At 38.1% G+C, this 24,544-nt stretch carries 26 protein-coding genes and 1 pseudogene; 12 read left to right on the plus strand and 15 right to left on the minus strand.

Annotation, left to right across the window (positions count from 1 at the left end; genetic code table 11):
• Window positions 1–126: 126 nt before the first annotated feature.
• A complete protein-coding gene (locus ACIQXV_RS15985; RefSeq protein WP_402960202.1) occupies window positions 127–1,350 on the minus strand; it encodes an NAD(P)/FAD-dependent oxidoreductase in 1,224 nt (407 codons plus the stop codon).
• Between the two features lie 284 nt (window positions 1,351–1,634).
• Here ACIQXV_RS15985 and ACIQXV_RS15990 point away from each other — a divergent pair, with 284 nt between their 5' ends.
• Together ACIQXV_RS15990 and ACIQXV_RS15995 are read left to right on the plus strand one after the other, a co-directional pair.
• Window positions 1,635–2,183, plus strand: coding sequence for a hypothetical protein (locus ACIQXV_RS15990; RefSeq protein WP_402960203.1), 549 nt, complete (start codon window positions 1,635–1,637; stop codon window positions 2,181–2,183).
• A 171-nt stretch (window positions 2,184–2,354) separates the two neighbouring features.
• A complete protein-coding gene (locus ACIQXV_RS15995; RefSeq protein ID WP_402960204.1) occupies window positions 2,355–2,480 on the plus strand; it encodes a hypothetical protein in 126 nt (41 codons plus the stop codon).
• A 44-nt stretch (window positions 2,481–2,524) separates the two neighbouring features.
• On the opposite strand, the gene ACIQXV_RS16000 is transcribed toward ACIQXV_RS15995, so the two are convergent.
• The 8 genes from ACIQXV_RS16000 to ACIQXV_RS16035 all read right to left on the minus strand — a co-directional run bounded on the left by ACIQXV_RS16000 (window position 2,525) and on the right by ACIQXV_RS16035 (window position 9,004).
• Complete coding sequence (locus ACIQXV_RS16000) at window positions 2,525–2,740, minus strand: twin-arginine translocase TatA/TatE family subunit (RefSeq protein ID WP_402960205.1); 216 nt, start codon at window positions 2,738–2,740, stop codon at window positions 2,525–2,527.
• Between the two features lie 71 nt (window positions 2,741–2,811).
• A complete protein-coding gene (locus tag ACIQXV_RS16005) occupies window positions 2,812–3,282 on the minus strand; it encodes a hypothetical protein (protein WP_402960206.1) in 471 nt (156 codons plus the stop codon).
• Window positions 3,283–3,504: 222 nt separating this feature from the next.
• Window positions 3,505–4,707 carry a D-alanyl-lipoteichoic acid biosynthesis protein DltD gene (gene dltD, locus ACIQXV_RS16010; RefSeq protein WP_402960207.1) on the minus strand — a complete coding sequence of 401 codons (1,203 nt, stop codon included), beginning with the start codon at window positions 4,705–4,707 and terminating at the stop codon, window positions 3,505–3,507.
• Entirely contained in the window at window positions 4,704–4,940 is a 237-nt protein-coding gene (dltC, locus tag ACIQXV_RS16015) for a D-alanine--poly(phosphoribitol) ligase subunit 2 (protein ID WP_402960208.1), read from the minus strand. The genes dltD and dltC overlap by 4 nt, the downstream gene beginning before the upstream one ends.
• Before the next feature lie 5 nt (window positions 4,941–4,945).
• The gene (dltB, locus tag ACIQXV_RS16020; RefSeq protein ID WP_402960209.1) at window positions 4,946–6,112 is read right to left on the minus strand and encodes a D-alanyl-lipoteichoic acid biosynthesis protein DltB; all 1,167 of its coding nucleotides are present in this window, start codon (window positions 6,110–6,112) and stop codon (window positions 4,946–4,948) included.
• Window positions 6,109–7,626 (minus strand): D-alanine--poly(phosphoribitol) ligase subunit DltA, encoded by a 1,518-nt coding sequence (dltA, locus tag ACIQXV_RS16025; protein WP_402960210.1) that lies wholly within the window; start codon window positions 7,624–7,626, stop codon window positions 6,109–6,111. Before dltA ends, dltB begins: the two co-directional genes overlap by 4 nt.
• Before the next feature lie 15 nt (window positions 7,627–7,641).
• The gene (gene dltX / locus ACIQXV_RS16030; RefSeq protein ID WP_402960211.1) at window positions 7,642–7,791 is read right to left on the minus strand and encodes a teichoic acid D-Ala incorporation-associated protein DltX; all 150 of its coding nucleotides are present in this window, start codon (window positions 7,789–7,791) and stop codon (window positions 7,642–7,644) included.
• A 190-nt stretch (window positions 7,792–7,981) separates the two neighbouring features.
• Window positions 7,982–9,004, minus strand: coding sequence for a M42 family metallopeptidase (locus ACIQXV_RS16035; RefSeq protein ID WP_402960262.1), 1,023 nt, complete (start codon window positions 9,002–9,004; stop codon window positions 7,982–7,984).
• Window positions 9,005–9,264: 260 nt separating this feature from the next.
• Between ACIQXV_RS16035 and ACIQXV_RS16040 the strand changes: the two genes are divergently transcribed.
• The gene (locus ACIQXV_RS16040) at window positions 9,265–9,579 is read left to right on the plus strand and encodes a hypothetical protein (protein WP_402960212.1); all 315 of its coding nucleotides are present in this window, start codon (window positions 9,265–9,267) and stop codon (window positions 9,577–9,579) included.
• Between the two features lie 29 nt (window positions 9,580–9,608).
• Here the strand turns inward: ACIQXV_RS16040 and corA are convergent, their stop codons facing one another.
• Window positions 9,609–10,559 carry a magnesium/cobalt transporter CorA gene (gene corA, locus ACIQXV_RS16045; RefSeq protein ID WP_402960213.1) on the minus strand — a complete coding sequence of 317 codons (951 nt, stop codon included), beginning with the start codon at window positions 10,557–10,559 and terminating at the stop codon, window positions 9,609–9,611.
• Window positions 10,560–10,621: 62 nt separating this feature from the next.
• Entirely contained in the window at window positions 10,622–12,049 is a 1,428-nt protein-coding gene (locus tag ACIQXV_RS16050; protein ID WP_402960214.1) for a hypothetical protein, read from the minus strand.
• A 185-nt stretch (window positions 12,050–12,234) separates the two neighbouring features.
• Here ACIQXV_RS16050 and ACIQXV_RS16055 point away from each other — a divergent pair, with 185 nt between their 5' ends.
• Genes ACIQXV_RS16055 through ACIQXV_RS16065 form a run of 3 tightly spaced genes read left to right on the plus strand, consistent with a single transcriptional unit; the run spans window position 12,235 to window position 15,763 of the window.
• Window positions 12,235–13,569, plus strand: a complete 1,335-nt coding sequence (locus tag ACIQXV_RS16055) for a spore germination protein (protein ID WP_402960215.1) — start codon at window positions 12,235–12,237, stop codon at window positions 13,567–13,569.
• Between the two features lie 23 nt (window positions 13,570–13,592).
• Window positions 13,593–14,666: a GerAB/ArcD/ProY family transporter gene (locus ACIQXV_RS16060; RefSeq protein ID WP_402960216.1), complete on the plus strand. Its 1,074-nt coding sequence runs from the start codon at window positions 13,593–13,595 to the stop codon at window positions 14,664–14,666.
• Entirely contained in the window at window positions 14,663–15,763 is a 1,101-nt protein-coding gene (locus tag ACIQXV_RS16065; protein ID WP_402960217.1) for a Ger(x)C family spore germination protein, read from the plus strand. The genes ACIQXV_RS16060 and ACIQXV_RS16065 overlap by 4 nt, the downstream gene beginning before the upstream one ends.
• 106 nt (window positions 15,764–15,869) lie before the next feature.
• On the opposite strand, the gene ACIQXV_RS16070 is transcribed toward ACIQXV_RS16065, so the two are convergent.
• On the minus strand, window positions 15,870–17,051 hold the full coding sequence (locus tag ACIQXV_RS16070; RefSeq protein ID WP_402960218.1) for a TIGR04053 family radical SAM/SPASM domain-containing protein: 1,182 nt from the start codon (window positions 17,049–17,051) through the stop codon (window positions 15,870–15,872).
• A 274-nt stretch (window positions 17,052–17,325) separates the two neighbouring features.
• Between ACIQXV_RS16070 and ACIQXV_RS16075 the strand changes: the two genes are divergently transcribed.
• Both ACIQXV_RS16075 and ACIQXV_RS16080 read left to right on the plus strand, forming a co-directional pair.
• Window positions 17,326–18,396 (plus strand): ATP-binding protein, encoded by a 1,071-nt coding sequence (locus ACIQXV_RS16075; RefSeq protein WP_402960219.1) that lies wholly within the window; start codon window positions 17,326–17,328, stop codon window positions 18,394–18,396.
• Between the two features lie 33 nt (window positions 18,397–18,429).
• A complete protein-coding gene (locus ACIQXV_RS16080; RefSeq protein ID WP_402960220.1) occupies window positions 18,430–19,059 on the plus strand; it encodes a TVP38/TMEM64 family protein in 630 nt (209 codons plus the stop codon).
• On the opposite strand, the gene ACIQXV_RS16085 is transcribed toward ACIQXV_RS16080, so the two are convergent.
• Window positions 19,056–19,406, minus strand: coding sequence for a hypothetical protein (locus tag ACIQXV_RS16085; RefSeq protein ID WP_402960221.1), 351 nt, complete (start codon window positions 19,404–19,406; stop codon window positions 19,056–19,058). The genes ACIQXV_RS16080 and ACIQXV_RS16085 overlap by 4 nt on opposite strands.
• Before the next feature lie 96 nt (window positions 19,407–19,502).
• Between ACIQXV_RS16085 and ACIQXV_RS16090 the strand changes: the two genes are divergently transcribed.
• Window positions 19,503–20,108: a LysE/ArgO family amino acid transporter gene (locus tag ACIQXV_RS16090; protein ID WP_402960222.1), complete on the plus strand. Its 606-nt coding sequence runs from the start codon at window positions 19,503–19,505 to the stop codon at window positions 20,106–20,108.
• Window positions 20,109–20,413: 305 nt separating this feature from the next.
• A complete protein-coding gene (gene trhA / locus ACIQXV_RS16095) occupies window positions 20,414–21,061 on the plus strand; it encodes a PAQR family membrane homeostasis protein TrhA (RefSeq protein ID WP_402960223.1) in 648 nt (215 codons plus the stop codon).
• A gap of 30 nt (window positions 21,062–21,091) precedes the next feature.
• On the opposite strand, the pseudogene ACIQXV_RS16100 reads toward trhA, so the two are convergent.
• Both ACIQXV_RS16100 and ACIQXV_RS16105 read right to left on the minus strand, forming a co-directional pair.
• Window positions 21,092–21,196 (minus strand): annotated as a pseudogene (locus ACIQXV_RS16100) (hypothetical protein); the annotation flags it as partial.
• Window positions 21,197–21,251: 55 nt separating this feature from the next.
• A complete protein-coding gene (locus tag ACIQXV_RS16105; protein WP_402960263.1) occupies window positions 21,252–22,793 on the minus strand; it encodes a multicopper oxidase family protein in 1,542 nt (513 codons plus the stop codon).
• A gap of 132 nt (window positions 22,794–22,925) precedes the next feature.
• Here ACIQXV_RS16105 and ACIQXV_RS16110 point away from each other — a divergent pair, with 132 nt between their 5' ends.
• Together ACIQXV_RS16110 and ACIQXV_RS16115 are read left to right on the plus strand one after the other, a co-directional pair.
• Window positions 22,926–23,939, plus strand: a complete 1,014-nt coding sequence (locus ACIQXV_RS16110; protein WP_402960224.1) for an XdhC family protein — start codon at window positions 22,926–22,928, stop codon at window positions 23,937–23,939.
• On the plus strand, window positions 23,921–24,544 hold the full coding sequence (locus ACIQXV_RS16115) for a nucleotidyltransferase family protein (RefSeq protein WP_402960225.1): 624 nt from the start codon (window positions 23,921–23,923) through the stop codon (window positions 24,542–24,544). Before ACIQXV_RS16110 ends, ACIQXV_RS16115 begins: the two co-directional genes overlap by 19 nt.

The following is a 24,544-nucleotide window of genomic DNA, read 5'->3' on the forward strand; positions in this document are numbered from 1 at the left end:
AATGAGGCTGTTCGCCTTAAAATTGGGGGATTTAAGGCATTCATTATTCGGGATTATTCTAATCAATTGGGCGGCTGGGGAGGGGACCCTGCTGCCAAGAAAATAGCCAATGGAAACTGGTAATGGTTACTGCTTCGCCGTTACTTTGACTGGCTCACGGCTTACACCAAAGTGCTGCTTGATAATCAGTGATGGTCCGCCAAGATTAAACAAGTAGCGGGCCTCAATGACTTGTTTCATAAAGGCTCCAAATAGTCCGGATAAGCGGAAATTACCTACTTTCCCAACAGCAGCCATGAGTCCAATTGACGCAACAGACCCCTTATGGTGATATTCAAATGTGTTTAATAATTCACCACGTATGGAAGCAACAATATTTTTCGCACAAACTGAGGCTTGTTGCAGTGCCACTTGAGCAGTCGGTGGTAATGCATTTTTTTCATCCTTCATGAATAAAGAACAGTCGCCAAGACTAAAAATGTTTTTCATGTTCTTAACGCGAAGCTCCGAATCCACTGGGATCTTGCCTTTTTCGATGGGTAATCCCCATTTGTGAACAATCGTGTTTCCTTTTACACCACAAGACCAAATTAATGTTTTTGTAGGAATTTCCAGATTATTTTCCAGTATAACTTTTTCAGCTGTACATTCTAAAATCTTCGTTGAAGTGATTAATTCAATATTACGCTTTTCTAAAACTTCTGTTGTATATTGGATAGATTGTTTTGGGAAAAATGGAATGACAGATGGCGCCGCCTCAATGGCCACAATTCTTATTTTTTCATATGGTATATCATGTTCCTTACATAGTTTGGGCAGGCCGTCAGCAAGTTCTCCCATCATCTCGATACCGGTAAAGCCTCCACCAGCCACTACAATGGTTAAACGAGAAGGGTCATGATCCTCTTTATAAAGATTAAATTGTTTGATGATTTGGTGATAAATGGTTTTTGAGCTTCTAAAGCTGCGAATCGCAAAGGCATTTTCTTTAACACCAGGAATACCAAATGTTTCAATCTCAAATCCAAGTGCAATGACTAAATAGTCATATTTAACGGTATCTCCGCCTTCAAGGTGAACTTCTTGTGTATTGATATCAACAGAAGATACTGCTGCTTTTAAGAACCTAGTTTTGTTTGGATTGATTAGTTCTGGAATAGACATGGCAATTTGGCGGTCTGCTGCTGTTCCAACACCAGTCTTGTGCAGCTGTGTTGTAAGGTAATGATAGTCATGTTTATTAATGAGCGTAACATCTGCTTCTCCTGATTTTAGTAATTTTTCTAAGCTTTTACTTGTCATGATCCCGCCATAGCCGGCTCCTAAGATTACGATTTTTGGTTTTGACATAGTTCCCCACTCCTAATACCATTTTTTTAATGTTTTCTTCGGATAATTTTGTGAAATAATTCACAATAAGTTATTAAAAAATTAGAGCGAATGCTCAATACTCAAATTGTGAAATAGTTCACATATTCTCTATATTCTTAGATTACGATAATTTACATCACTTCACAAGGGCTTTTTAACTAAATTTTTGTCAAATTGGTAAATTTTTTTTGGCAAACTGGGAATGATAATTCCGTGCTGAAAAAAATTTATTTTATTTCAATGAAGATTGGAAGGAGATCGTTATGAAGTTTAAAATGTTATTTTTGATAGTAGGTTTATTATTATCCGTGCCAGGTTTTGCAGCTGCAAATGATTCTGAACCGGTAGACCACGAGGAAAAACCTTGTAATTGCCAGGAAGACAACCACCGCCATATGATGCATAAAGACTGGCAGGCAATGATGGCGGAGAGAGAGCAAAAACTACTTACGTGGGTAGACCAATATACGCCGGCTAAAAAAGGAGAATGGACTAAAGTTCTTAAAGAAAAGAAGACACTCCGTAATCAATGGATGAGTCCGGAAAATGCCGCAAAACGTGAGCAGTGGAAAAAAGAAAAAATGGCGAAAATGGAAGAGCTTAAGAAGCAGTTGGATGAAGGCAAGCTGACGAAAGAAGAGTTTATGGAAAAGGCACATAGCGGCAAAAAGATGGGGCATTGGAAAACGTTCCATGAACTAAGGCTCGCGGTTGACAAAAAGGATAATAAAAAGGCAGCAGTCCTACTAAATCAGCTCTTAGTTCAAATGAAAGAGCATAATCAAATGTTGAAAGATATGTTGAAAAAATAATAAACAGCACTGGACCAAGTCAATTCCAAAACGGGATTGGCTTTTTCATTGTAGTTGTAATTTATTCAACGGGGAAATATTGATGTTTTTGTCAATATTTTCGGATGCTAAAATCTTCACTATGAGGGAACATATAAGAGTAAGAAAGTTTCAGGAGGAGGACTGACTTCAATGAAGAGAAAAAATTTAATGATGACAACGATTGGATTAGGTGCTGCCTATTTATTACGCAATGAAAAGTCTCGCAAAAAATTAATGAATCAATTTCAAGCATTTGCCGAAAAATCGAAAAGGTAATCAAAAAGCATCCCCAGAAATTTGTCCGGGGATGCTTTGATTTTCTATTTTTTTAAGTCAATTTTATCCTGTCTAGCTTCTTTAATATCCTCTTTTATTTCTGCTTTTATGTCATCTGCTATTCCCTCAGTTGCTTTTTTAAATTCACGGATTGATTTTCCAACAGCACGTCCGATTTCAGGGAGCTTATTCGGTCCAAAAATGACTAAAGCAACAATTAGGATTAAAATTAATCCCGGAACACCAATATTTGAAAACATATTTCTCAACTCCCAAATGAATAAATTAACAAGTATATTATAACTTTAAATATAACATTATTCTACTTTGATTAGGAAAAAGTTGCGTGTATCATAAATAGAATAAAAAAGCCGATTGCAAGTTTTAAATGCCAATTATGATCTGTTCGTTTATAACGCTTTAAACCCATTATCATAAGAAATAACAAAACGATTGTTGAAGCAATACCGGATAAGTAAGTAAAGTCAACTTTAAATCCTCTAATAATAGATAGAATACCATGCAATAATACGATTCCAGAAGATAGTAGGGCAACAGGAACATGCCATTTCCGGACAAGTTTTGCCAGGAATTGCAGTGCTTTTTTCACCTGAAAGTCTCGTAGTTTAAATTCCTTTATTTTCTTTGATTTCAATAATTGATAGATCGGAAAAATAGCGAGGGCGGCAAAAAAACCAATTCTTGAAATTGAACCGAGTTGTTTAAAGATTTCTTTATAATGTCGGAAATCCTGGGCAAATAATTGCTGGCGATTTAGAATGATGACGATTATCCCGATCATGATTAAAATTACCGTTGCAAATGAAAAAAGAATTACGGTTTTTCTCTCTTTTGAATTAGGAATAAAATTAGCTAATAGACCATTTTTTTTAGTTAATTGGGAAGAATCATTAATTTTAACCACACACCTTTAACGTCAAGATAATGGTAGTATAGCCAATAAACATTAATTTTGTATTAACAGGTGGTTAATACATTCTAAAAAAATGAAGGGCCGTTCAAACTATTTTGCCTGAACGACTTCAACATCTATTTTTTTCCCCTCATAAAAGTCTTTAATTACTTTATCGGTATAAACCCAACCTTTCCAGCCAATATGAATCGTATCTTTCATAAAGTATGGGTCATATTCATGATTGGAAAAATCAGCAACTTGAAAGCCTTCGGTCTCAATTTGTTTTTTTATTCGTTCATAATACGCGGTGCGTCCTTCTTTTGGAAAACCGGTGTAGTCGTACCATGGCCCGTTTACTGGAACTGAAATAAATAACGGGTCAGCTCCTGCCTGTTTTAAAAGGTCAAGCACTAATTGAAAATCTTGGTATTCAGGAGATTCACCATATGATGCACCAATTTTGTTATCTTTTAATGAAGGAACCATTTTACGGATTTTATTGTATTGGCTGTTTATCACATAAAAGTGATTATTCGTCGATTTTCTTTCACCGAAATGATTGGCTTGCACCGCTAACTCACCCCAGGATTTATTCTTAACCTTTGGGCTGATATCCCGCTTATGTGGAATACCTCCCGCTAGTGAATAATAAAGGTCCTTTTTTATCAACAATTCACGATAGGCGAAGGCCATAGGGCGGACCAATGCACTTTCTCTTTTAGTCCACGGATTGTTCGTGATCTCAGCTTTATACATAATAGATAGAAATGGGTCGTTTTGAATCGGCGAAAATTTTACTAGCCGTTCCATGGCTTTTTTCTTTAGCGTTGGATCCATTTTTTTGTTAAATGCCAAGTCATATCCTTGCAAGGCTGAATAATTAGGGACAAAATGGGATTCGTCCGTTCCATTTGGCTGGAACCATTGCGGTGACAAGACGAAAACCATTTTCTTTCCCTTAATCTGTCCAATGTGCTCAGAAAAGTTTAAAAAATGGATTAGTGATTCGGTTCCACCGCGGCCAATGAGGAAAGGAGTAAAATATCCCCTTGTTTCTTTAAAATAATTGGACGGATGGAACCGATCAAGTCTAGCAAGTTCAGATGATCCATAGATGGGTAAAAAATGATTGTCTTCCAGCATTTTTTGCTGAACATATTTACCTTGAAACATAAATGGATTTAACTCTGTTGCAGCCTGATTTATTCTCGACTTTGGTATCATCTTCTCAATCCATTGATTTGGAATCACAACCAAAATAACCAAAACGAGAAAGGCTATGATCATGGGTGAGAATAATGCTTTTTTCATTGCATATCAGCCAATTGACTGGCAATATTATTAGGCGTATTCCATGTGTCTCGATCGAATTCGGTAATCGGAACAAGAATGCCAAAACGTTCTTCTGTTTGAACGAGTAATTCAACTGTCCCGAATGAATCCAACAAACCGGCATCAAATAAATCAATATCCGGATTTTCCTTTACGATATCGTCCTGGCAAATTTCTGCTAATAATGTAAGTACCTCATTTTTGAAATCCATCTGAATCAAACTCCTTTATGAAATAATTGTCCTGAGAAAATATAAAAACCAAAGCAAATCACATGGAAGGTAATGATAATCGCAACAATATGGGTAAGCTTATTTTGCGGCCACCATTTGTGCTTTTTATTAAACCGTTCAAATGAATTGTATGCAACCATTAATAAGGCATGGTACACCCCATAAATGATATATTGGATTTCAAGCCCGTGCCATACCCCCATTAGCAAAAACAGTAAAATATAACCAAGATTTGAGAGGAGGTAACGGTTTTTAATCCATTTTTTCTTGGTCATCCAAAAGACAAATCGCATGTACACATAGTCTCTGAACCAAAAGGAAAGGCTCATATGCCAGCGATTCCAGAAGTCTTTAATGTTCCTGCTAAGGAAAGGCTTATTAAAGTTTTCCGGAGATTTAATCCCCATAATATAACTAACACCAATCGCAAAAGCACTATAACCTGCAAAATCAAAAAACAGATAAAGGCTGTAGGCGTACATATAATAGAGATGGTGTTCAAAATGACTATGCGCAATAAATCTTAGATTGGTGATAAAAAAATGATTAATCGAATAGCCAATAATGTATTTATATAAAAAACCGCGAAAAATTTTGTTGATTCCTTCATAAAGCAGTAATTTGTATTGTTCGCCCGAAATCCCGACTTGCAAATCTTTATCAAAGCGGCGATAACGGTCGATTGGACCTGATGAAATGGTCGGGAAAAATAAAATGAAATAGAGTAAACGGGAAAGGGGCAGATCTTTTTTTATCAGCCCATCACGTGTCTCCATAATAAGTTGTGTACCCTTAAACGTTAAATAAGAAATACCTAGGAAGCCAATTAAGTTTACATTTGAAAAATATGGCAGCAACTTCGAAAAAACCAGCGGTAGAATAGAAAGAATGACTGCCGAATAAAAAATTGAATTGCTATTGCTCTTTTTTCGATAGGCGATATAGGCCTTTATCAAAACCACTTGCCAAAAAGTAAAAACGATTAAGGCGATTGCTTGATTAAGAGATGAAGCAAAGATGATGACAAGTGCGATAACCGACACCAACATGTTATACGTATGAAATCTTTTTCCCTTTAACCCGAGAATAATCGTCGGTGTTAAAAGTACGGCAAGGATAAAAAAGAAACTAAAAGAACCATAAGGCGTCATTGTAATACCATTTCCCTGAATTTTTTTCGGTCCATCTTTCCATTTGGTGTCATCGGAAACTCCTCATAATAGGAGAACTTTCTCGGAATCATATAAGCAGGAATAACTTCGCTAAGTTCTTTTTTTATTGCACTTGTTAATTGATATTCTTTTTCAAAATCATGGCTTGAAGGAATAATCGCCGCCAGTAAATAGTCAATTTTGTCATGTTGATAGACTGGTATGACTGCGGCGGATTTCACATATTTGCAATTTGCAATATGGTACTCAATTTCTTCTAATTCCATTCGGTAGCCATGAAGTTTTATTTGAAAGTCAATTCGGCCTTTGTAAAAAATCAACCCATCCTGGTCGATATAGGCTGCATCACCAGTTCGATATGCCTGTTCACCTTCATAAAGAAAAAAGTTCTTTTCGGTAAGCTCCTGTTGCCCTAGATAGCCTTTACTTACACTAGGACCGACAATGATCATTTCACCTTTTTCTCCAGGATCAACCGCCAGGCCATTTTCATCAACCAATAAAATACGTGTATCTCCTTTTGGTTTTCCGATGGGGAGATTCGAGTATGTTTCTAGTAATTCAGCAGTTACTTCAATAGAAGTGACCGCTACGGTTGCTTCCGTAGGTCCATAGGTGTTGAATATTCTTGCATTAGGGAACCGTTCTCTTAATTGGTGACAAATCGCAACTGGCAAGATTTCTCCGCAAAATAAAAATACGCTGAGCTCCGGGAGAAGTTTGTCTGTAAACGATGGGTCCATTAAACACATTTGCACGAAGGAAGGTGTAGAGGTCCATACCTGGGTCCTCGATTTTTCTAATGCTTCAAATAAGAGTTTTGGCTTTGCAATCATTTCTTTTGTAATCGCAAATATGGTTCCACCGCAGGCAAGGGCAGGGTAAAGATCCATAACGGATAAATCAAACGAGTATGGTGCTTGATTTAAAAAGCGAAGATTTCCTTTGATGGGAAAGTCTTCAACCATCCAATTGACAAAACTTTGCAGGTTATTGGCTGAAATTTGTACACCCTTGGGATTTCCTGTACTTCCGGACGTATAAATAATGTAGAAATTTTCTTCCCCGGAAACCCAATTTGATTGGTCGACTGGCACATCAGAAACTTGATCTGCCAGGATTTTATCATAATTCGCAACAGACACTGAGAAATTGTTCACCGCCAATTCTTGACCGGAGGCATTGATGACCCATTCAGCTTGGGAACTAGCGATAATTTTTGCTATTCTTTCGAACGGAATCGAAGTATCAATCGGAATATAGGAAATTCCGGCTTTTACACAGCCTAAAAAGGTGCCAATCATTGAAGCATCCATATGACCATAAACAATTACAGGTATATGTTTTTCATTGTTTAGTTTTAATAGAAAAGCCGCTACTTGTTCTGATTGTCTCCAAAGTTCCCCATAAGTGATTTCTTCTGTAGGAGATAAATAGGCTAATGTATCTGGATGTGTATGTGAAAAGTTTTTAAGTGTGTTTAATAGTTTCATATTGGCTGCCTCCTTTTAAAAATCGTTGTAAATGTAGGATCCTGCACTTGCATCGTTAAATCCATACATAAAAAATAACAACAGGAGTATGAGAAAATAGTAGGCAAACCGGCCCAGCCATTTGACCTTTTGGCTGTTTAATAAAATGAGAAATTTTTCATACATCGGTTGTGCCCCCTTTTTATTACATTATAATCATAATCTCTTTTTTGTTGGTAACAATTAATACCCCATTAATATATAATTAAAAAATCATTAAATTTTAAAAGGCCGACTGGGTTTCCAATCGGCCTTTTGCTATCTTAGCTATTTTTTTGTCCTATGCTCTTGGTAAAAACGAGGTAATGAAAAGATCTTATTGTATTAAATCTGACTGGATGTAATGATACAAAAGCTTTGCTGTATTTTCAATTGATGATTGGTGTGTACGTTCAAATGCGTGGGATGAATCAATGCCCGGTCCGATTAGTCCATGAACAATGTCATGTCCGGAGCGGATGGCTGCTGATGCGTCAGATCCATAAAATGGATAAATATCTAGTTTATATTCAATATTATTTTCCTCGGCAAGGCGCACTAAATTTTTGCGTAATCCATAATGATAGGGACCGCTCGCATCCTTGACACAGATGGAAACAGTATATTCATCTGTGGATTGACCATCACCCATCGCCCCCATATCAACAGCTAAATATTCAACCGTTTCCGGCGTAATATTGGAGTTGCCGCCGTAGCCAATTTCTTCATTGTTCGAAATAAGGAAATGCGTTGTGTAAGGCAAAGTAATATTCTCCACTTTCAGTTGTTTGATTAATTGCAGGAGGATGGCCACACTTGCTTTATCATCTAAATGGCGGGATTTAATATATCCGCTCGATGTTATTTCCACCCGTGGGTTAAACGAAACAAAATCACCGACCTCGATCCCAAGTGCCCTAACTTCTTCCGCATTTTGTACTTTTTCATCAATCCGAACCTCGATATTTTCCTGATTTCGCTCGGCTTTGCCGGCATCCTTATAAACATGGACGGAAGTTTGATGCATGAGGATGGTGCCTGTATATTTCTTGCCGTTACTTGTTTCAATTTGGCAGTATTCTCCTTCGATGGAGTTGTATTTAAAACCGCCAATTAAGTCAATCTTCAATCGGCCATTTGCTTTTACTTCCTTCACCATTGCGCCGAGCGTGTCCACATGCGCGGTAAGCATGCGGTGTTTACTGGAATTTTTTCCTTCAATTGTTGCAATTAAGCCGCCTTTACGGTTCCTGTATGTGTTGATTTGTAACTCCGAAAGGAATTTTTCGACAAAGGTTATGACCTCATTGGTATTACCTGATGGACTCGGTATCGACACTAAGTCGCTGATTAATTTCATTGTTTCTGCAGAATATGTATGATTACCCACTTCAAATACCTCTTTCTGAATTTTCATTCCTTACTATTATACTAAAAATCAAAAAGACATGTAAAAATACGAATTTATCGTCAACTTTTTCAGAATCCATGCATAGGTTAACTGTGTTAAATATTTCGCTAAACGGATAAAAATCGAAAATTCGGGCATAAATGGAACTATTCAAACTATTTTAAAAATATATTTTCCATAATCCGGAACAACCAAATGGGAGGAGAAAAATGTTGACCAGAGTCGAATTATATAATAACAAGCCGAAGCAATCTTCTTGGAAGGGTCTATTATTTTTCATAGCAGCCTGTATCATTTTAACAGCCAGTTTCTTTATTTTTGGCTATTACTATCAAAGCACGATAAAAATTGAAGCACCAACAGAGCATTTAGGACAAAAGGTCGTGATTCATCTTCAAAATGGACAAAAGGTTTATACGTATGACAATCTAATTTTCGAAAAAGACGGGAAGACGTATTATAAAGGTGAGCGCAACACGATTGATTTAACTGGTGGAACCGTGGTATATGAAGATTGGGAATAAGACTAGCAAATTTCCTGCTAGTCTTATTGCTATTTAAACCATCCTTTTTTCATAAACCATACTGTCATACCAATTGCGATGAGCAGCATGAGAACCAGTGCCCCAAAGTAGCCATATTTCCATCCCAGCTCGGGCATATACTGAAAGTTCATGCCATATACACCGACGATAAAGGTCAGTGGCATAAAGATGGTCGTTATAACCGTTAATACTTTCATAACATGGTTTGTTTCATTCGAATTGATGGAAATATAGCTGTCACGTATATCTGTAGTAAGCTCCCGGCTTGCTTCAATCATTTCGGTTAATTTAAGCAAATGATCATAAATATCTGAGAAATAGGCGATTTTCCCTTCGATGCTTGTTAATCGCTTAGAATTAAGGATCCTGTACAACAAATCCCTCATGGGTGAAATCGTGTGCCTAAGTGATAAAAGGTCATGTCTTGCATCAAATAAATCCTTCAGCAAAACCTCCATTGACCTTCCTTTGGAATTCTCATCAATTTCATTTAAGGTATCATCAATTTGATTTACTAAAGGAAAATAATTATCAACCATATTATCAAGAACATGATAAAAGACATGGGAAGGATCCCATTGATCTACGTTTATCGATTGACTAAATCGATTCCAAACCTCATCAATTTCCGTAGATGGTTTATGATGAAAAGTGACGACATAGTTTTTGCTAAGAAAGAAATCAACTTCCTCTCGCGCTATCGTTTTTTGGTTCAATGCCTGAATCACAAAAAAAGCATAATCCTCATAATAATCAAGCTTTGGTCGTTGTAAATGATGAATACAATCCTCAATCGCTAATGGATGGAAGGAAAGCGGGGACCTAAGGAATTCAACTTCCTCGTTTTCAGGCTCGTAAAAATCAATCCAGTACCATTGGTAACCTCCCTTCACAAGTGTTGAGATTTCTAAATCCTTGATCAATTTGTCATTTTTATCTACCGCAATTGTTCTAATCATATAATCACCTTTTTACGTTTTCCTGCCTTCACTATAAAGGAACACAGGAAAAATAACACGCTTCATGGTTTTTTTTCTGATAAAACAGATTCCTGAACCCATTTTTTACGTTTTTTTCGATCCTGGATTGCTTGATATAAACTTTGAATCCATAGGAAGATTACTACGATTATGCCGCTAAATACAATAAAAACAGCAAAGTATTCGAAAGGATTATAAGACTTAAAGTGGGACCAATGAATTTTTCCTTCTAAATCATGTGTAAACAAATTCATGCTGAAAATCCCGCAAATGACCGTATAAAGTGTTAAAACGAGAAGCAGCAAGGTGTCTCTTTTTTTCCCGGTGTTTTCTTCATACTTGAAAAGACTAAATAGGATATCTTTTGTATTGGTATATAAATTGTCAATTACGAAGCTTTTCCTTATATGGGTAAAAAGTTCTTGACCTTCTGTTTGAACAGGATTTACGGAAAAAAAGTAATTAGAGGTAAATGAGTTAATTGTATAAATTAAGTGATCAATTTCTTTTTTATCCTGGTCAAGATTTAGTGCAGAATAGTCGGCTGCAATTTTTAACAATACATGTTTATGAAACAGATTGAGTAACACGGCATAATAAAATTGTCCGTAAAACTGTTGTGCCAGAAGTCTAAATTCGTCATGGTGTTCATTTGTCATACACGAAAAACATTCTTCTGAAAAAATAGAATACGTTGTCGGTGCCCAACGATTCCAGCTGTGGTCTTTCAGATAATTAGAGATATAGTCTAAGTTATTTGCATTTACATAGGGATTTCCAGCATCATTTATTCCGCAAAGTGTTCCTGAACGGTAGACATCCACACGATCAATGGTTTCTCCTTCATTTAGAGTGAGCAAGGATTGGACATACATTTTTTTGGTATCGAGAAACGAAGTGCTGGTATGATCAAAAAAGCCCGGTAACCCTGGAAATAAACAATCATACAAGAAATCTTTTACGTGTAGATATGCCTCACCGCCATATTCAATTCTAGGTGCTGGAGTTTGTTGCCCAAGCATGCGAAAACAATCAGCAAATTCAATTGCTTGGGAGAAAGGCATGTTACTAATTTCTGTTCGAATAGTTATGAATCCCAGATTATACGGACAAATGAATAAATCAAGTGAATGTATTTGGAAAGGGGTTATACCATGTTTTGCTTTTAGTAAACCATTAATGTCTAGTTGTTTTGTGAATCTCTGGAATCCCTTCTGCTGTTGCGATGGTGGAAAAAGAAAGTTATTTGTAAACGGAAGGAAAAAGGATTTCATTTTTCGATGAGACACTTGATAACGGCCATAATAGGCTGTTTCTTTTTGCTTATCATTTAATTGATAAAATGTAAAATTTTGTTCATGTAAGTAGCGAAACAGGTTATGAGTGGTATCAATTTTCAATGAAAAAGGGAAAATAAATTGAAAAAGTGCTGTAGTAACCTGTTTTTCTTTAAAATCGATGGGCTCCATACGCTATTTTTCCTTTCAAATTAATATCTAAAATCAACTTTCCCAAAATGAAGGCAACTTAACCAAGGATGGAAAAAGTTTGCTCTATTCCGCCCCGTCACAGCCGTGGAGATACATCTTTTAGAATAAAATACCAAAAAAGCGAGGAGACTAAATTGAAAGAAGCGCTCCTGAGAGGTATAAAAATGTCAACTAAGCAAATTCAATCGATCAAAGAGAGTCTCAAAAATAATATACAGCCGGCAGTAGATATAGTTTTCAAGGAATTTCATACGGAAGAAAAATATATGGAAGCTTTGTATATCAAAACGATTAGTGATGAAACGATTATTTTTGATAAATTGCTTAAACCTTTTTTTGAAATCAATAGCCCGGCAGAATTTTCAGCTTATCTTCAATCAAATCCACAAATAAAACCATTTGAGAGTGAGCAGAAAGCGCTTGAAGAGTTAATTAAAGGTGTAGCGATTCTTTTTTATCAGAATTCCATCCTGTTATTGGATAGTAAAGTGGATCGGAATAACGCTGTCTTAGATACAACGGTGGAGACGACGATTCAAGGCCCGCAATCAGGGTTTAGCGAAAGTCTGCCGACAAACCTGGGGCTTATTCGCAAGCGTTATCCGGAAACAACATTAAACGTGGAAACAACAATGGTTGGAAAGATTTCAAAAACAGATGTGATGATTCTTCATGATTCAAAGCGTGCCGATCCAAACACGTTAAATCGAATAAGACATTTTTTAGCTTCTATTGATGTGCAAATGTTTCAAACAGGCGAGCAGTTGCTAGATATTATTAAAAAAAGCAATAGGGCGCTCGTACCCGTGATGCTTGTGACTGAAAGACCTGACAGGGTAGCGGTGAATTTAGCGGCCGGGAAAATCATTATTTTGGTTTCGGGTTCACCTTTTGCCGTGGTTTTACCAACTGTCATGAAAGATTTCATGTCATCAATGGAGGATATTTATCAGACATACTGGGTAGCCAAATTTCTGCAGATCCTTAGGTATATTGGCTTTCTAACCAGCCTTGTTCTTCCCGGTCTTTATGTTGCCGTCACAAGCTATAATCCTGAACTGTTTAGGGTCCAATTAGCATTGAGTATCGCCGGGAGTCGGGCAGGTGTACCATACCCGTCCTTTATTGAAGTGTTACTGATGCTGTTAATGATGGAGATGCTGACTGAAGCCAGTATTCGTCTGCCAAAAGCGATCGGACCGACAGCAACGACGGTAGGTGGCTTGATTTTAGGACAGGCCGCAACAGAAGCAGGCCTTGTGAGTAATATTATGATTATCATTACATCCTCAGTCGCCATCTCAAACTTTGTCGTTCCAATTAATGCATTTAGTTTTACATTAAGAATCATGAAGTACTTTGTTTTAGCCTTGGGAACACTATTCGGTTTAGTGGGTGTTGTGCTTGGATTCTTCATGCTAATTGCCTATATGGTAAAACTTGATAGCTTCGGCGAGCCATTTCTTACTTTAATTCAAAGTAAACCAAATAAAGAATAGGGAAGAGATTAGGGGGGAGGGTTATGAACCGATATTATTTATATATAGTGTTATTGAATATGCTTGTAAATGTAATTATTTTTGTGCCGAAAATATTAATCGAATATCGCTTTAAAGGAGCGGTGATGGGTGTAGTAATTGCCATTCCGATTGGAGTTGCGCTTAATTATTTTTACAGTACGGCGATCAACAAGTTCCCGGAACAAGGGATGCCAGAAATTTTAGCTAATGCCAAGCATCGATGGTTAAAAATCCTCCATTTGGGCAGTATTCAATTGCTCTGGTTTTCGGCAGGACTCATAACCTTAATTGGATTTATAGATATATTGTCGAGGTATGTGAATCCGGAAATGCCGAAGTTAGGATTGCTCGTCATCTATTTAGCGGCTATTTTTCTCATTATTCAGCTTCCTACGGAAAGGGTCATGTATTTTCTTGAAATTGTCCTTTTCCTCAATACTCCATTGATTGCCTTTATCGTTTTTAAGGCGTTTACAAATGACTACCTTAGCTGGGATTCGATGATGGAGGTTGGGACCCATATTTTCGAAAGGCCAAGCTTGAAATCGATCGCTGCAGCTACCTATTGTTTTTCCGGGTATGCTAACATGATCATTTTTAATCGGGTGATTAAGGGGAAATTAAAGATTTGGAATTTTATCGCCATCTTCTTTTTAGGAGTTTTCAATTTATTTACCACATTCTTTATTCCGATTGGTTTTCACGGTTCAGATGGTGCTGTAGAGTATCTTTATCCTTGGATTACTACATCTGATTCACTTAGGTTGGTATATAGTCCAATTGAACGAGTTATCTTCTTATTTTTAATGTTTTATATGAGCATTACACTTATAAGTATATCAGTCCATTGGCATGTGGCCTATGAATTAATTAAGGGAACCTTCAAGGGGAAAATAAGTAAAAAAAAGAATTGGACAATTCTTGCTTTTATGACTTTCTGTTCGGTCGCCGGAGTTATTTACCTAAATACAGTTTTATTAAACAAGGTGACTGTCTATTGGATGGTGCTTCGTGTAGGCATTGAAATCATTATCGTCGCTATTTTTTTCGTTTGGGCTAGGAGGCGGACAGCTTGAGAACCTTTGTCAAATGGGAATGCAGCGTCATGCTTCTTCTAACCGTATTACTGTTAGCCGGCTGCGGTTTTAAAGATATAGATAAGCGCTTTTTTGTTGTCAGCATTGGCGTGGATGTTGCCAAAAACAGCTCGAAGAAATATCTCGTCAGTCTTAAATTTGCGATACCTAGTGAGTCAAAAGGAACTAGCACTGATTCGATCATTGTTTCGGAAAAAGCAGACTCCATGTCTGAAGCAGTAAGAATTATTAAAACCAAAGTGGACAAAGAGATTGATTTCAGTCATGCGAAAGTTGTTGTGTTCGGAGAAGAGATAGTAATGCAAAAGGGAAATGCCGGGATCAATTATTGGTTTACGAGGAGAAGGGATATCCAGGAGATTGCATGGGTCGCTATTGGTAAACCGAGTGCACTAGAGGTACTAAAAGTGAAGCCAAAATCGGAGCGTATTCCGTCAAATGCCATGTTTCTAGCATTGGGGAAAGAGGGATCCGAGAGCCCTTACGTTTTTTCGGAGTTCCTATTCGATTATAAATATCGATTAATTGAACGAGGAATCGATCCACTCCTGCCAATCATTGAAGCGAAAAAAGATTTATTAGAGATTAATACGGTCGGACTTTTTAATAAAAACCAACTGAAGATGACGCTTGAGCCGGAAGAGACAAAAATACTTAATTTCTTAAGGAAACGTGAGGAGAAAAGTGCGAATAAAATTACCAAAGGGAAAACAAAAGTAATTATTGATACAAACAAATTAAAAGCGAAATATAAAATCCTAACACCAAAGGGAAAAGAACCTTTTATAAAGGTAAAGGTTTCGATTGATGGCACATTGGAGGAAACAACTCGGCGTGTTTCAAATGCACAATTATCGGTTTATGAAAAAGCGGCTGAGAAATCGATGAACAAGGAAATTGAGGCTTTATTGGTAAAAATCCAAAAAGCAAATCTTGATCCGATTGGATTCGGCCTTCGCTACCGGTCCCGCCATTTTAACAATGACGACTGGGAGGAGTGGAAACGGCTTTATCCAAGAATTAAATTTAAGGTCCAAACGAAAGTCCAAATCGAAGATACCGGTTTAATTGAATAAGGATTGGCGTCTAGTAAATGAATTTAATAGATGTTTTCGGTTCCAATCATTTACTGCATTAAAAAAGGCATTCCACTAATTTGGAATGCCTTTTTTAAGAAATCTTTTATACTGTTTCCGCTGTTTCTTTATTCCGCATTGCCTGCGGGATATAGACACAGAATGGTTCGCTTTCCAAATAGTCGCCCGTCACTGCATAGGTTCTCGAACGGGAACCGCCGCAAATTTTATTATATTCGCAGATACCGCATTTGCCTTTATAATTGTCAGGCTGACGCAGCTCTTTAAATACCTTCGATTCACGATAAATTTCCGCAAGTGAGGTATCACGGATGTTTCCGCCGACAATCGGCAGCAAGCCACTTGGCATGACATCACCAATATGGGAAACGAACGCAAACCCGTTACCATCGTTAACCCCTTTTGGTGCACGCTTTAGGCCATCGTGCATCGAGGCGAAATCAGTTGTTATCGTATCTTCGTAATGAATTTCACCCTTATCGATTACATGATCCCGTGTTTTCTGCTGCAGGACCACACGGCGATAATGCTGGGCAGCAGTTGTTTTGATGTCATATGGAGCCGTTTTACTCAGCTCATACAGCCAGCGGAAAACCTTTTCGTGTTCTGCCGGCGTAATGCAGGCATCTAATTGCCCACGACCTGTTGGTACTAGTAAGAAGATGTACCACATAACAGCACCCAGCTCCGCAACGAGCTTGGACATTTCTTCTAAGGAGTCATAATTGTAGCGGGAAATAACTGTATTGATTTGCAGTGGCATTTCAAGTTCATTTAAGTATTTAATTTTTTCAAGTGTTAAATGGAATGATCCCGGCGTTCCGCGGAAATGGTCGTGAATTTCCGGAGTTGGACCGTCAAGGCTGAAGCCCCAGCGGGATAGACCTACTTCTTTCGCCCGTTTCATTTTCTCGATCGTTACATTTGAAGTGGCACTAGGTGTCATCGACACGCGCATTCCTTTTTTGATTGCATAATCAGCAAGCTCAAAAAGGTCCTCTCTCATCATACAATCCCCGCCGGTAAAAACAAGCATCGGATTATCCATTTCATAGATTTGATCGATTAGATTAATCCCTTCTTTGTGTGACAGCTCTCGCGGGTCTGGTATTAGCTGAGCATCTGCCCGGCAGTGCACGCATTTTAGTTGGCAAGCCCTCGTTACCTCCCAAATGACAATAAATGGATTCACATCATAATCAATTGCCTTTCCTGCTCCATTTGGATGCCCCATTGCATGGGGATGTCCTTTACTAATTCCCTGCATCTTCATCACCAAATTCTTAATTATTTTTAAACCATATAAATTGTATCTATAGGTTAATTATAATTTTGTCTTGTCGATGTGCATGGATGGTTTGTTACAATATTTCTACATTCTATTCAAGCGGTTTGAAGGGCTTTCAATTTTTAAAAAATCAGAAAACTTATTCTTTATGAATTGGCATTTTACCTTTATACTAAGAAAGGTGCTTTTTTTTTTGACTTATTCAAATGACCTCATGATTCTCAAAATGCTATTAAAAGTTTTGGAGGTTCACATGTTTAATTTATCGCTATTTAAAGAGGTTTTCTATCAATCAAGAATTCCGCAATTGATTGGTTTAACTGATTTTTCTACATTACTATATAATCCTGCCTTTTGTGAATTTCTTGGTTATTCTTTGGAGGAAATATCACCCTTGCCAGTGGAGGCAGTGTCACATCCGGAAGACATGGCAAAGGATACGCAGCTATTTGGGGAATTACTAAGCGGACAAAGGGATGAATACCAGCTTGAAAAAAGGTATATTCACAAGTCAGGTGAAATAAAAACAGGGATATTAACTGTTTCAAGAATCAGCGAAAAGTCAACGGGTGAGGAATTTTTACTTGGACAAGTTCTCGATATTACTGAGAAAAAACATATGGAGGAAGCACTATTACACCGGGATAAACGGTTACGGAAATCAGAAAAGTTAGCGGTTGTCGGTCAAATGGCCGCTGCAGTTGCCCATGAAATTCGCAATCCTCTAACACCGATCAAAGGATTCATGCAGCTTTTATATTCGGAAAAAGAGCTAAATCCTGTATATTTAAGAATTGTATTAGATGAATTACTTCGTGTAGAGACCATAATCTCTGAATTTTTATCGATGGCCAAACCGCATACCGAAAAAACAATGATTGTCCATGTTGATCGCTTAGTTAAACAAGTGATCCAACTGTTCCAGGCGGAAGCTTTAATGGAAAATAAAGAATTCATTTTCCTTTATGAACAACCGATTCGTGGAATTTTGGGGGATGCCAATTCCTTAAAGCAAGTGTTTATGAATGTGATTCAAAATTCCCTTGAGGCTATATCCAATAAAGGACGTATTGATGTAAGCATCTTTTCAGATGAAACAGGAGTAATCGTGCAGTTTATTGATAACGGCTGTGGTATTCCAAAGGAAAGATTGTCCAAGCTTGGGGAACCATATTATTCGACAAAGGAAAAGGGGACAGGTCTTGGTTTAATGACAAGCTTTCGAATCATTGAAAGTCATAATGGGAAAATCAATATTGATAGTGTTGAAGAAGAAGGAACGACGGTGACCATTTGGCTCCCATACACCTCGACAGAATCGTAATAAATTTAACAATAACACTGAAGGGAGCATTTGATGATTAAAAGAATCCTAAGTATATGTATCCTGCTTTTCATTATTACCGTGGGCTTCTTGCAGAAGGATGAATTACTCCACCTTGTCAAACAAGGTGGAACCATATCCATCTTCATTAGCATGCTGCTAGTAGCCATTTGTGTCTTTTTTCCGGTTATTCCCTTTCCCGTTTTGGCGGGGGTTATCGGGGCAGTATTTGGAGCCGCCCAAGGTGTATGGATCTCTTTAGCAGGTGCAATGGTCGGAACAATAGGATTCTTCCTTTTATCCAGATATGGTTTCCGCGATTTTGCAGAAGAGAAACTTACCAAATACCCAAAAGTCAGAGAATATGAGGATTTTCTAAATCGAAATTCTTTTGTCGCGATTCTCACTTGTCGTATAATCCCAATTATTCCTGCACCAGTCGTAAATATCATTTGCGGGTTAAGTCATGTCACGGGGATTACCTTTTTTATTGCATCGGCACTAGGGAAAATCCCCAATATTCTTATTTTAACTTATGCAGGTTCTATTTTTAGCAAAAATAAGCTTTATTCCTTTGGTATCTATGGCTGCTATTTATTAGTCATTTTTTTAATATATATTGTGATCATATATCAAAGAACGTCGCATAAGTCTAATGATTAAATTACTTTTTGAACATTCAAATCGGTTTGTTTATCAACGATGATGATTTCTTTAAAAAAGCTTTTTAAGATGAGCCATTTAGCGGGATAGGTGTAAATAAAATCTTCAATTGTTTGAAGTGAGTAATAAATAAAACAGTCAAACCCGCTTTTCCCTTTTTTTAAGTCGTATAAAAGTGCGTGGGGGATGGTGTAATACTCATTTAGTTGATAAGGATTGAGTTTTACAATTTGGATATTTTGATCTGATAGATAGTTTTTTATCGATTGTTCCTGCAGTGAAATGCTCTCTTCCTTGGAGAGTCCATTTAAACTGATGCGATCATTTATAAAATAAATTCCCTTCATTTCAAAACACCTTTCAATAACGTATTTGCTATTGTTATTGACAGTGTTTGAGAGATGTATACTTAGGATAAGGGAAAAAGGTTTAGGAGAGAGAAGATGATTAGTGCTGCAATACATGGATTTATTCTCGCCTTTGGGCTGATTCTGCCATTAGGTGTTCAAAATGTGTTTGTGTTTAATCAGGGAGCGATGCAGAAGAGATGGTTGTTTGTGCTTCCGGTGGTGTTGACGGCTTCTATTTGTGATACATTCCTGATTTCTTTGGCTGTTTTTGGGGTCTCTGCGGTGGTTTTAGGTGTGGCTTGGATCAAAGTTACTTTACTTGTAGCCGGGATCCTATTTTTATTATACATGGGGTATACAACATGGAAAAGTAAGCCCCAGGCAGAAGCAGCCGTCGCTAAATCATTTTCACCACGCAAGCAGATTGCCTTTGCAGCTTCTGTTTCATTATTAAATCCACATGCCATCATGGACACAATTGGTGTCATTGGAACGAGTTCGTTATCCTATACAGGCTCAGCGAAAATAACGTTTATGGTCGTATGTATAGTTGTTTCATGGATGTGGTTTTTTGGTTTATCACTTGTAGGAAGATTTGTAGGGAAACTTGACCAATCCGGAAAATTTCTGCTTGTTCTAAATAAACTATCAGCATTGATTATGTGGGGAACAGCTTTGTATTTACTATTTTCATTATAGCAAAAAAAATTACCCGGCCATTATGCCGGGCATTTCCAATCTATATTAAAAGGGGGCGGAGGTTAAAGGTTCTTAGTGAACCTATTTATATAGTAAAGGATAAATATGAACAAACTATGAAGGAATAATTAATAGTTTTTGAAAGATGACAAATCCAAAAAACGGATTGGTCTTTTTTACGTAATATGATAAATGTCCATTGTTCAAGTACTATTCTCATGCTAACTTGGTGAATATCATTTATATTTATTTGGGATTCTATTGGGTGGTAGATTCCTTACATAAATTGAAAGGGGAAGTTAAGCATGGCTGCAACACATACATTTTCAAAGCAGGAAGAAGTGGCAAATTCCATTACACACGGCATCGGGGCAATACTTAGTATATCTGCCTTAGTTATTTTAATCGTTTTTTCCTCTTTGTATGGAACAGTTTGGCATGTTGTGAGCTTTACAATCTTTGGTGTAACGATGTTTATTCTCTATATGTCATCCACATTACTTCACAGCTTACCAGTAGGAAAGGAGAAGGATGTTTTTGAAATTTTTGACCACTCATCAATTTATTTTTTTATTGCAGGGACATACACACCATTTTTATTAATCGTCATAAAAGGGACAATCGGCTGGTCACTATTCGGGATTGTTTGGGGTCTTGCGATTGCCGGTACCGTTTTTAAATGTTTTTTTGTGAAAAAATATCTTTTCACTTCAACGGTTCTCTATGTCGTAATGGGCTGGTTAATGGTTCTCGCATGGAAACCGTTAGTAAACAATCTATCCCCTGAAGGAATGATTTATCTAGTTATTGGTGGTGCGCTATATACACTTGGGGCTATTTTTTATGTTTGGCGCGGCTTTACATACCACCACGCCGTTTGGCATCTTTTCGTCATTGCTGGCAGTGCCGCGCACTTCTTCTGTGTGCTTTTTTATGTACTACCGATAAAATAACTTTCTTAATTTGATCTCTTCCCGTGAAAACCAAATGGCGCTGCTGCCAATGGATTGAATCATTCTCATCACAAGTAAGATCGGAAATGTTATAGACAGTGGTGCCCCAATGGCGGAAAGTGCGACCAGCACAAGACTACATTAACCGATATTCAAAAACACAAGCTAATAGGGTAAATGAATTTATTGATTAGTACGGCGGAAGTACTATATAGGGCCGCATCATTTCATAATCCTCGTGTTCAAGCATGTGGCAATGCCAAACATATTGTCCAGTGAAGGGGAAAAACGGTATGATGACGGTGGTAATATGGCCAGGTGGGCATCTGACTGTATCCTTCCCGCCACGCTCACCCATCTCTGGCTGAATCCTTGGACCCGTGTATCTTATTTGCTTTGTTTTTTTATAAAAATCTACATCAAATGCCCGTCTTCCAAGGATTTGAAATTGAACAAGATGAATATGAATGGGGTGATCATCGCCATTCGTGTTAACAAAATTCCAGATTTCAATTGAGCCAAGACGCGGATTTTCTGTAATTGGATCATCCCACATTTTTTTAGCAAGCAGAAATAGTGACCTTCCATATAAATCCTTTTCCTCACTTAATTCTAAAAACCTTTGTTTTTGTGCGGAATTTGTCTGAAGCCACTTGATAGGACCCAAATAGGCTGGGACCATACTTGTATCGATGCTGGAAAGCGGCATTGTTACCCGAAATTCCATGACGTTGCCGGTGGTTTCAGGGTTTACGGGATCACCTATCGGAAAGTGCGTCGGGGCATCATTTTTCAATACTATTGCTTTTCCTCCCAGATTTGAAAAATCAATAATGACATCAAGGCGCTCAGCAGGTGCAATAAGTAACGTCTTTACACCTATCGGTTGCTCCATAAACCCGCTATCCGTGCCAAGTTGAAAAAATAATTGTCCGGAATCCAATGATAGCCGGAAAAAGCGGGCATTTGCTGCATTTAAGAAGCGAAAGCGATATTTTCGCGGCTCTACCTCGAAAAAAGGCCATACCTTCCCATTTACAAGAATGGTATCCCCAAAAAAGGATGTGATAATTGATGGATGGATCCCTGATGTATTGTTTTCCGGCTGATCTGGATACGACAATGTGCCATCATCATGAAATGTTCGATCTTGTAGCAGTAATGGGACTTCAAAAGGACCGCTGGGAAGATTCAATGAACGTTCATAACGGTCCCTGATCAAATAAAACCCCGCAAGTCCTGCATAAATATTTAATCGCGTTAGCCCGATTGCATGGTCATGATACCAGAGGGTACGTGCCGTTTGTTGATTTCCGTATTCATAAATTTCCTTTTCAAAAATGGGCCCTTTTACAGCAAAACCATTCGTGAACCAGGCATCAGGATACCCATCGCTCGCTGGCTCTGTTCTTCCCCCATGAAGATGGACAACCGTCCTAACATCCGGTTTCTCCTTTTCCGCACCATGAACCGTATGATCAATCGGCAAAAGATGCTTGGCGGGCAATTCATTCTTCCACTTTACAAATACTCTTTCACCCATTTCCACCTCAAAAGTTGGACCAGGGTAAATCCCCTCATATCCCCATAACGTTGTTTGGGGTAAATCACTATGGAGTGATTGCTTTGTTTCCACCATGCTAACTTCATAATACGTATAGTCGCCCGATTTCCACTTTGGTTTTAAAACAGGAGGAATCGGCAGCGGATCTTTAAATTTTCCCAGTTTCATCATAAGCGCCCCTTCATGCCATTCTTACTAATAAGTATGAAAGCATCGAATGAAAAATTAATCATTCTAGGAATAGCATCCGTCTTAATATAAATAAGATAGGAATTCATGTGTCTGAAGTGGGGGAGAAGCGTGGAGGATTTTTATCAAATTTTAGATGTTCTGGACCAGCCGGAGGAAAAGGTTTTAGCTACAATCGTCCGAGTAAAGGGATCAGCGTATAAAAAAGAAGGCTCTTCGATGCTGTTTTTTGCGGATGGCAGGCAGATTGGTATGTTAACGGCAGGATGCTTGGAAACAGACCTTGCCATTCAAGTGAAGGAAGTTTTCGCGAAACAAGAGGCGATGTTGGTTCAATACGACTTGTTTGATGAGGATGATTTGGGCTGGGGCCAAGGTGCCGGCTGTAATGGAACCATTGATATATTAATCGAGCCAGTCACGGAAAAAGTAAAAGAGGATTTTAAATTAGTCAAAACGCTTCTGAGTCAACATAAGCCTGTAATCGGATTAAAAAAACTAGATGACTTGGGAGAATATATTTTTATTGAGGAAGAAGGCGAACCGTTTGGGAACTGGTCGGGCCGGATCCCAGTTATTGAGTTTACCTCGAAAAGCGGTGTGATGTCAGGAGCTCCGACTGTCTTTCAGCAAACAGTTCAACCAAAACCGAGGCTCATTGTGTTTGGGGCAGGACCAGATGCGATCCCACTTGCTTCGTTAGCAGCAGAAACAGGTTTTTCAGTGGTGGTCTGTGATTGGCGGGAAACGTATTGCCAGAAAAAATACTTTCCGCGAGCTAAAGAACTAATACTGGGATTTCCTCCTAAACTATTAAAACAAATCTCTTTTTCACCGTATGATTTTGTTGTGGTAATGACGCATCATTTTCAAAGGGATCAAGAAATAGTAAAAATGGTACTAAATAAAAATATCAGATACTTAGGGGTGTTAGGGCCGAGAGAGAGGACAAAGAGACTATTAAAAAGCGAAGATATTCCAAATTGGATTCACTCTCCAATAGGCGCTGCGATTGGAGCAAAAGGCCCCGTTGAAATCGCAGTTAGTGTCATGGCCGAAATGATTGAAGTGTGGAGAAAACCTATGCATGAGAAAGTGGAGCTTTTATGGACCATTCCGGATTAGTGGGAATCTATCTTGCAGCAGGGAAGAGCAGCAGGATGGGCAGGAATAAATTGAATTTACCGATTGGAAATCAGTGGTTGGGGAGCATTGCGTTACAGGCGGCGCTGGAATCAAAGCTGGAGATTACCTTCGCCGTCACACGAAAGGGAGATTCGCTTCATTGGGTTGCTCCTTTTTCCCAAAAAAGGGGTTTGAGAATTATCGAATGCGAGGAAGCCGACTGTGGTCAAAGCGCATCCCTTAAAACCGGGGTGAAGGCTGCGGTGGAATTAGGGGCGGCAGGTGTTGTCGTTTTGCTTGCAGACCAGCCGTTTGTGACAACGGAAGTGATTAATCGATTAATAGATCTGTATCAGGGTTCTGAGGAGTTTATTGCTTATTCCCATTATGGTGTGTTGAAACCACCTGTTCTCCTATCCAAGCGTCTTTTTCCACGAATTATGGATTTATCAGGGGACCAAGGGGCTAGAAGGTTGCTGCGCAGTGCTTGTATGGGAAAACAGATAAAATTGGATAAAGATGTATATTTTTTTGATGTAGATACGAATGAAGATTACCAGTTTCTATTGAGAAACGGACCATTCCTATGTGACGGGGAGGGATAA

This window comes from Neobacillus sp. NPDC097160 (assembly GCF_044762155.1).
Classification (GTDB): Bacteria; Bacillota; Bacilli; order Bacillales; family Cytobacillaceae; genus Neobacillus.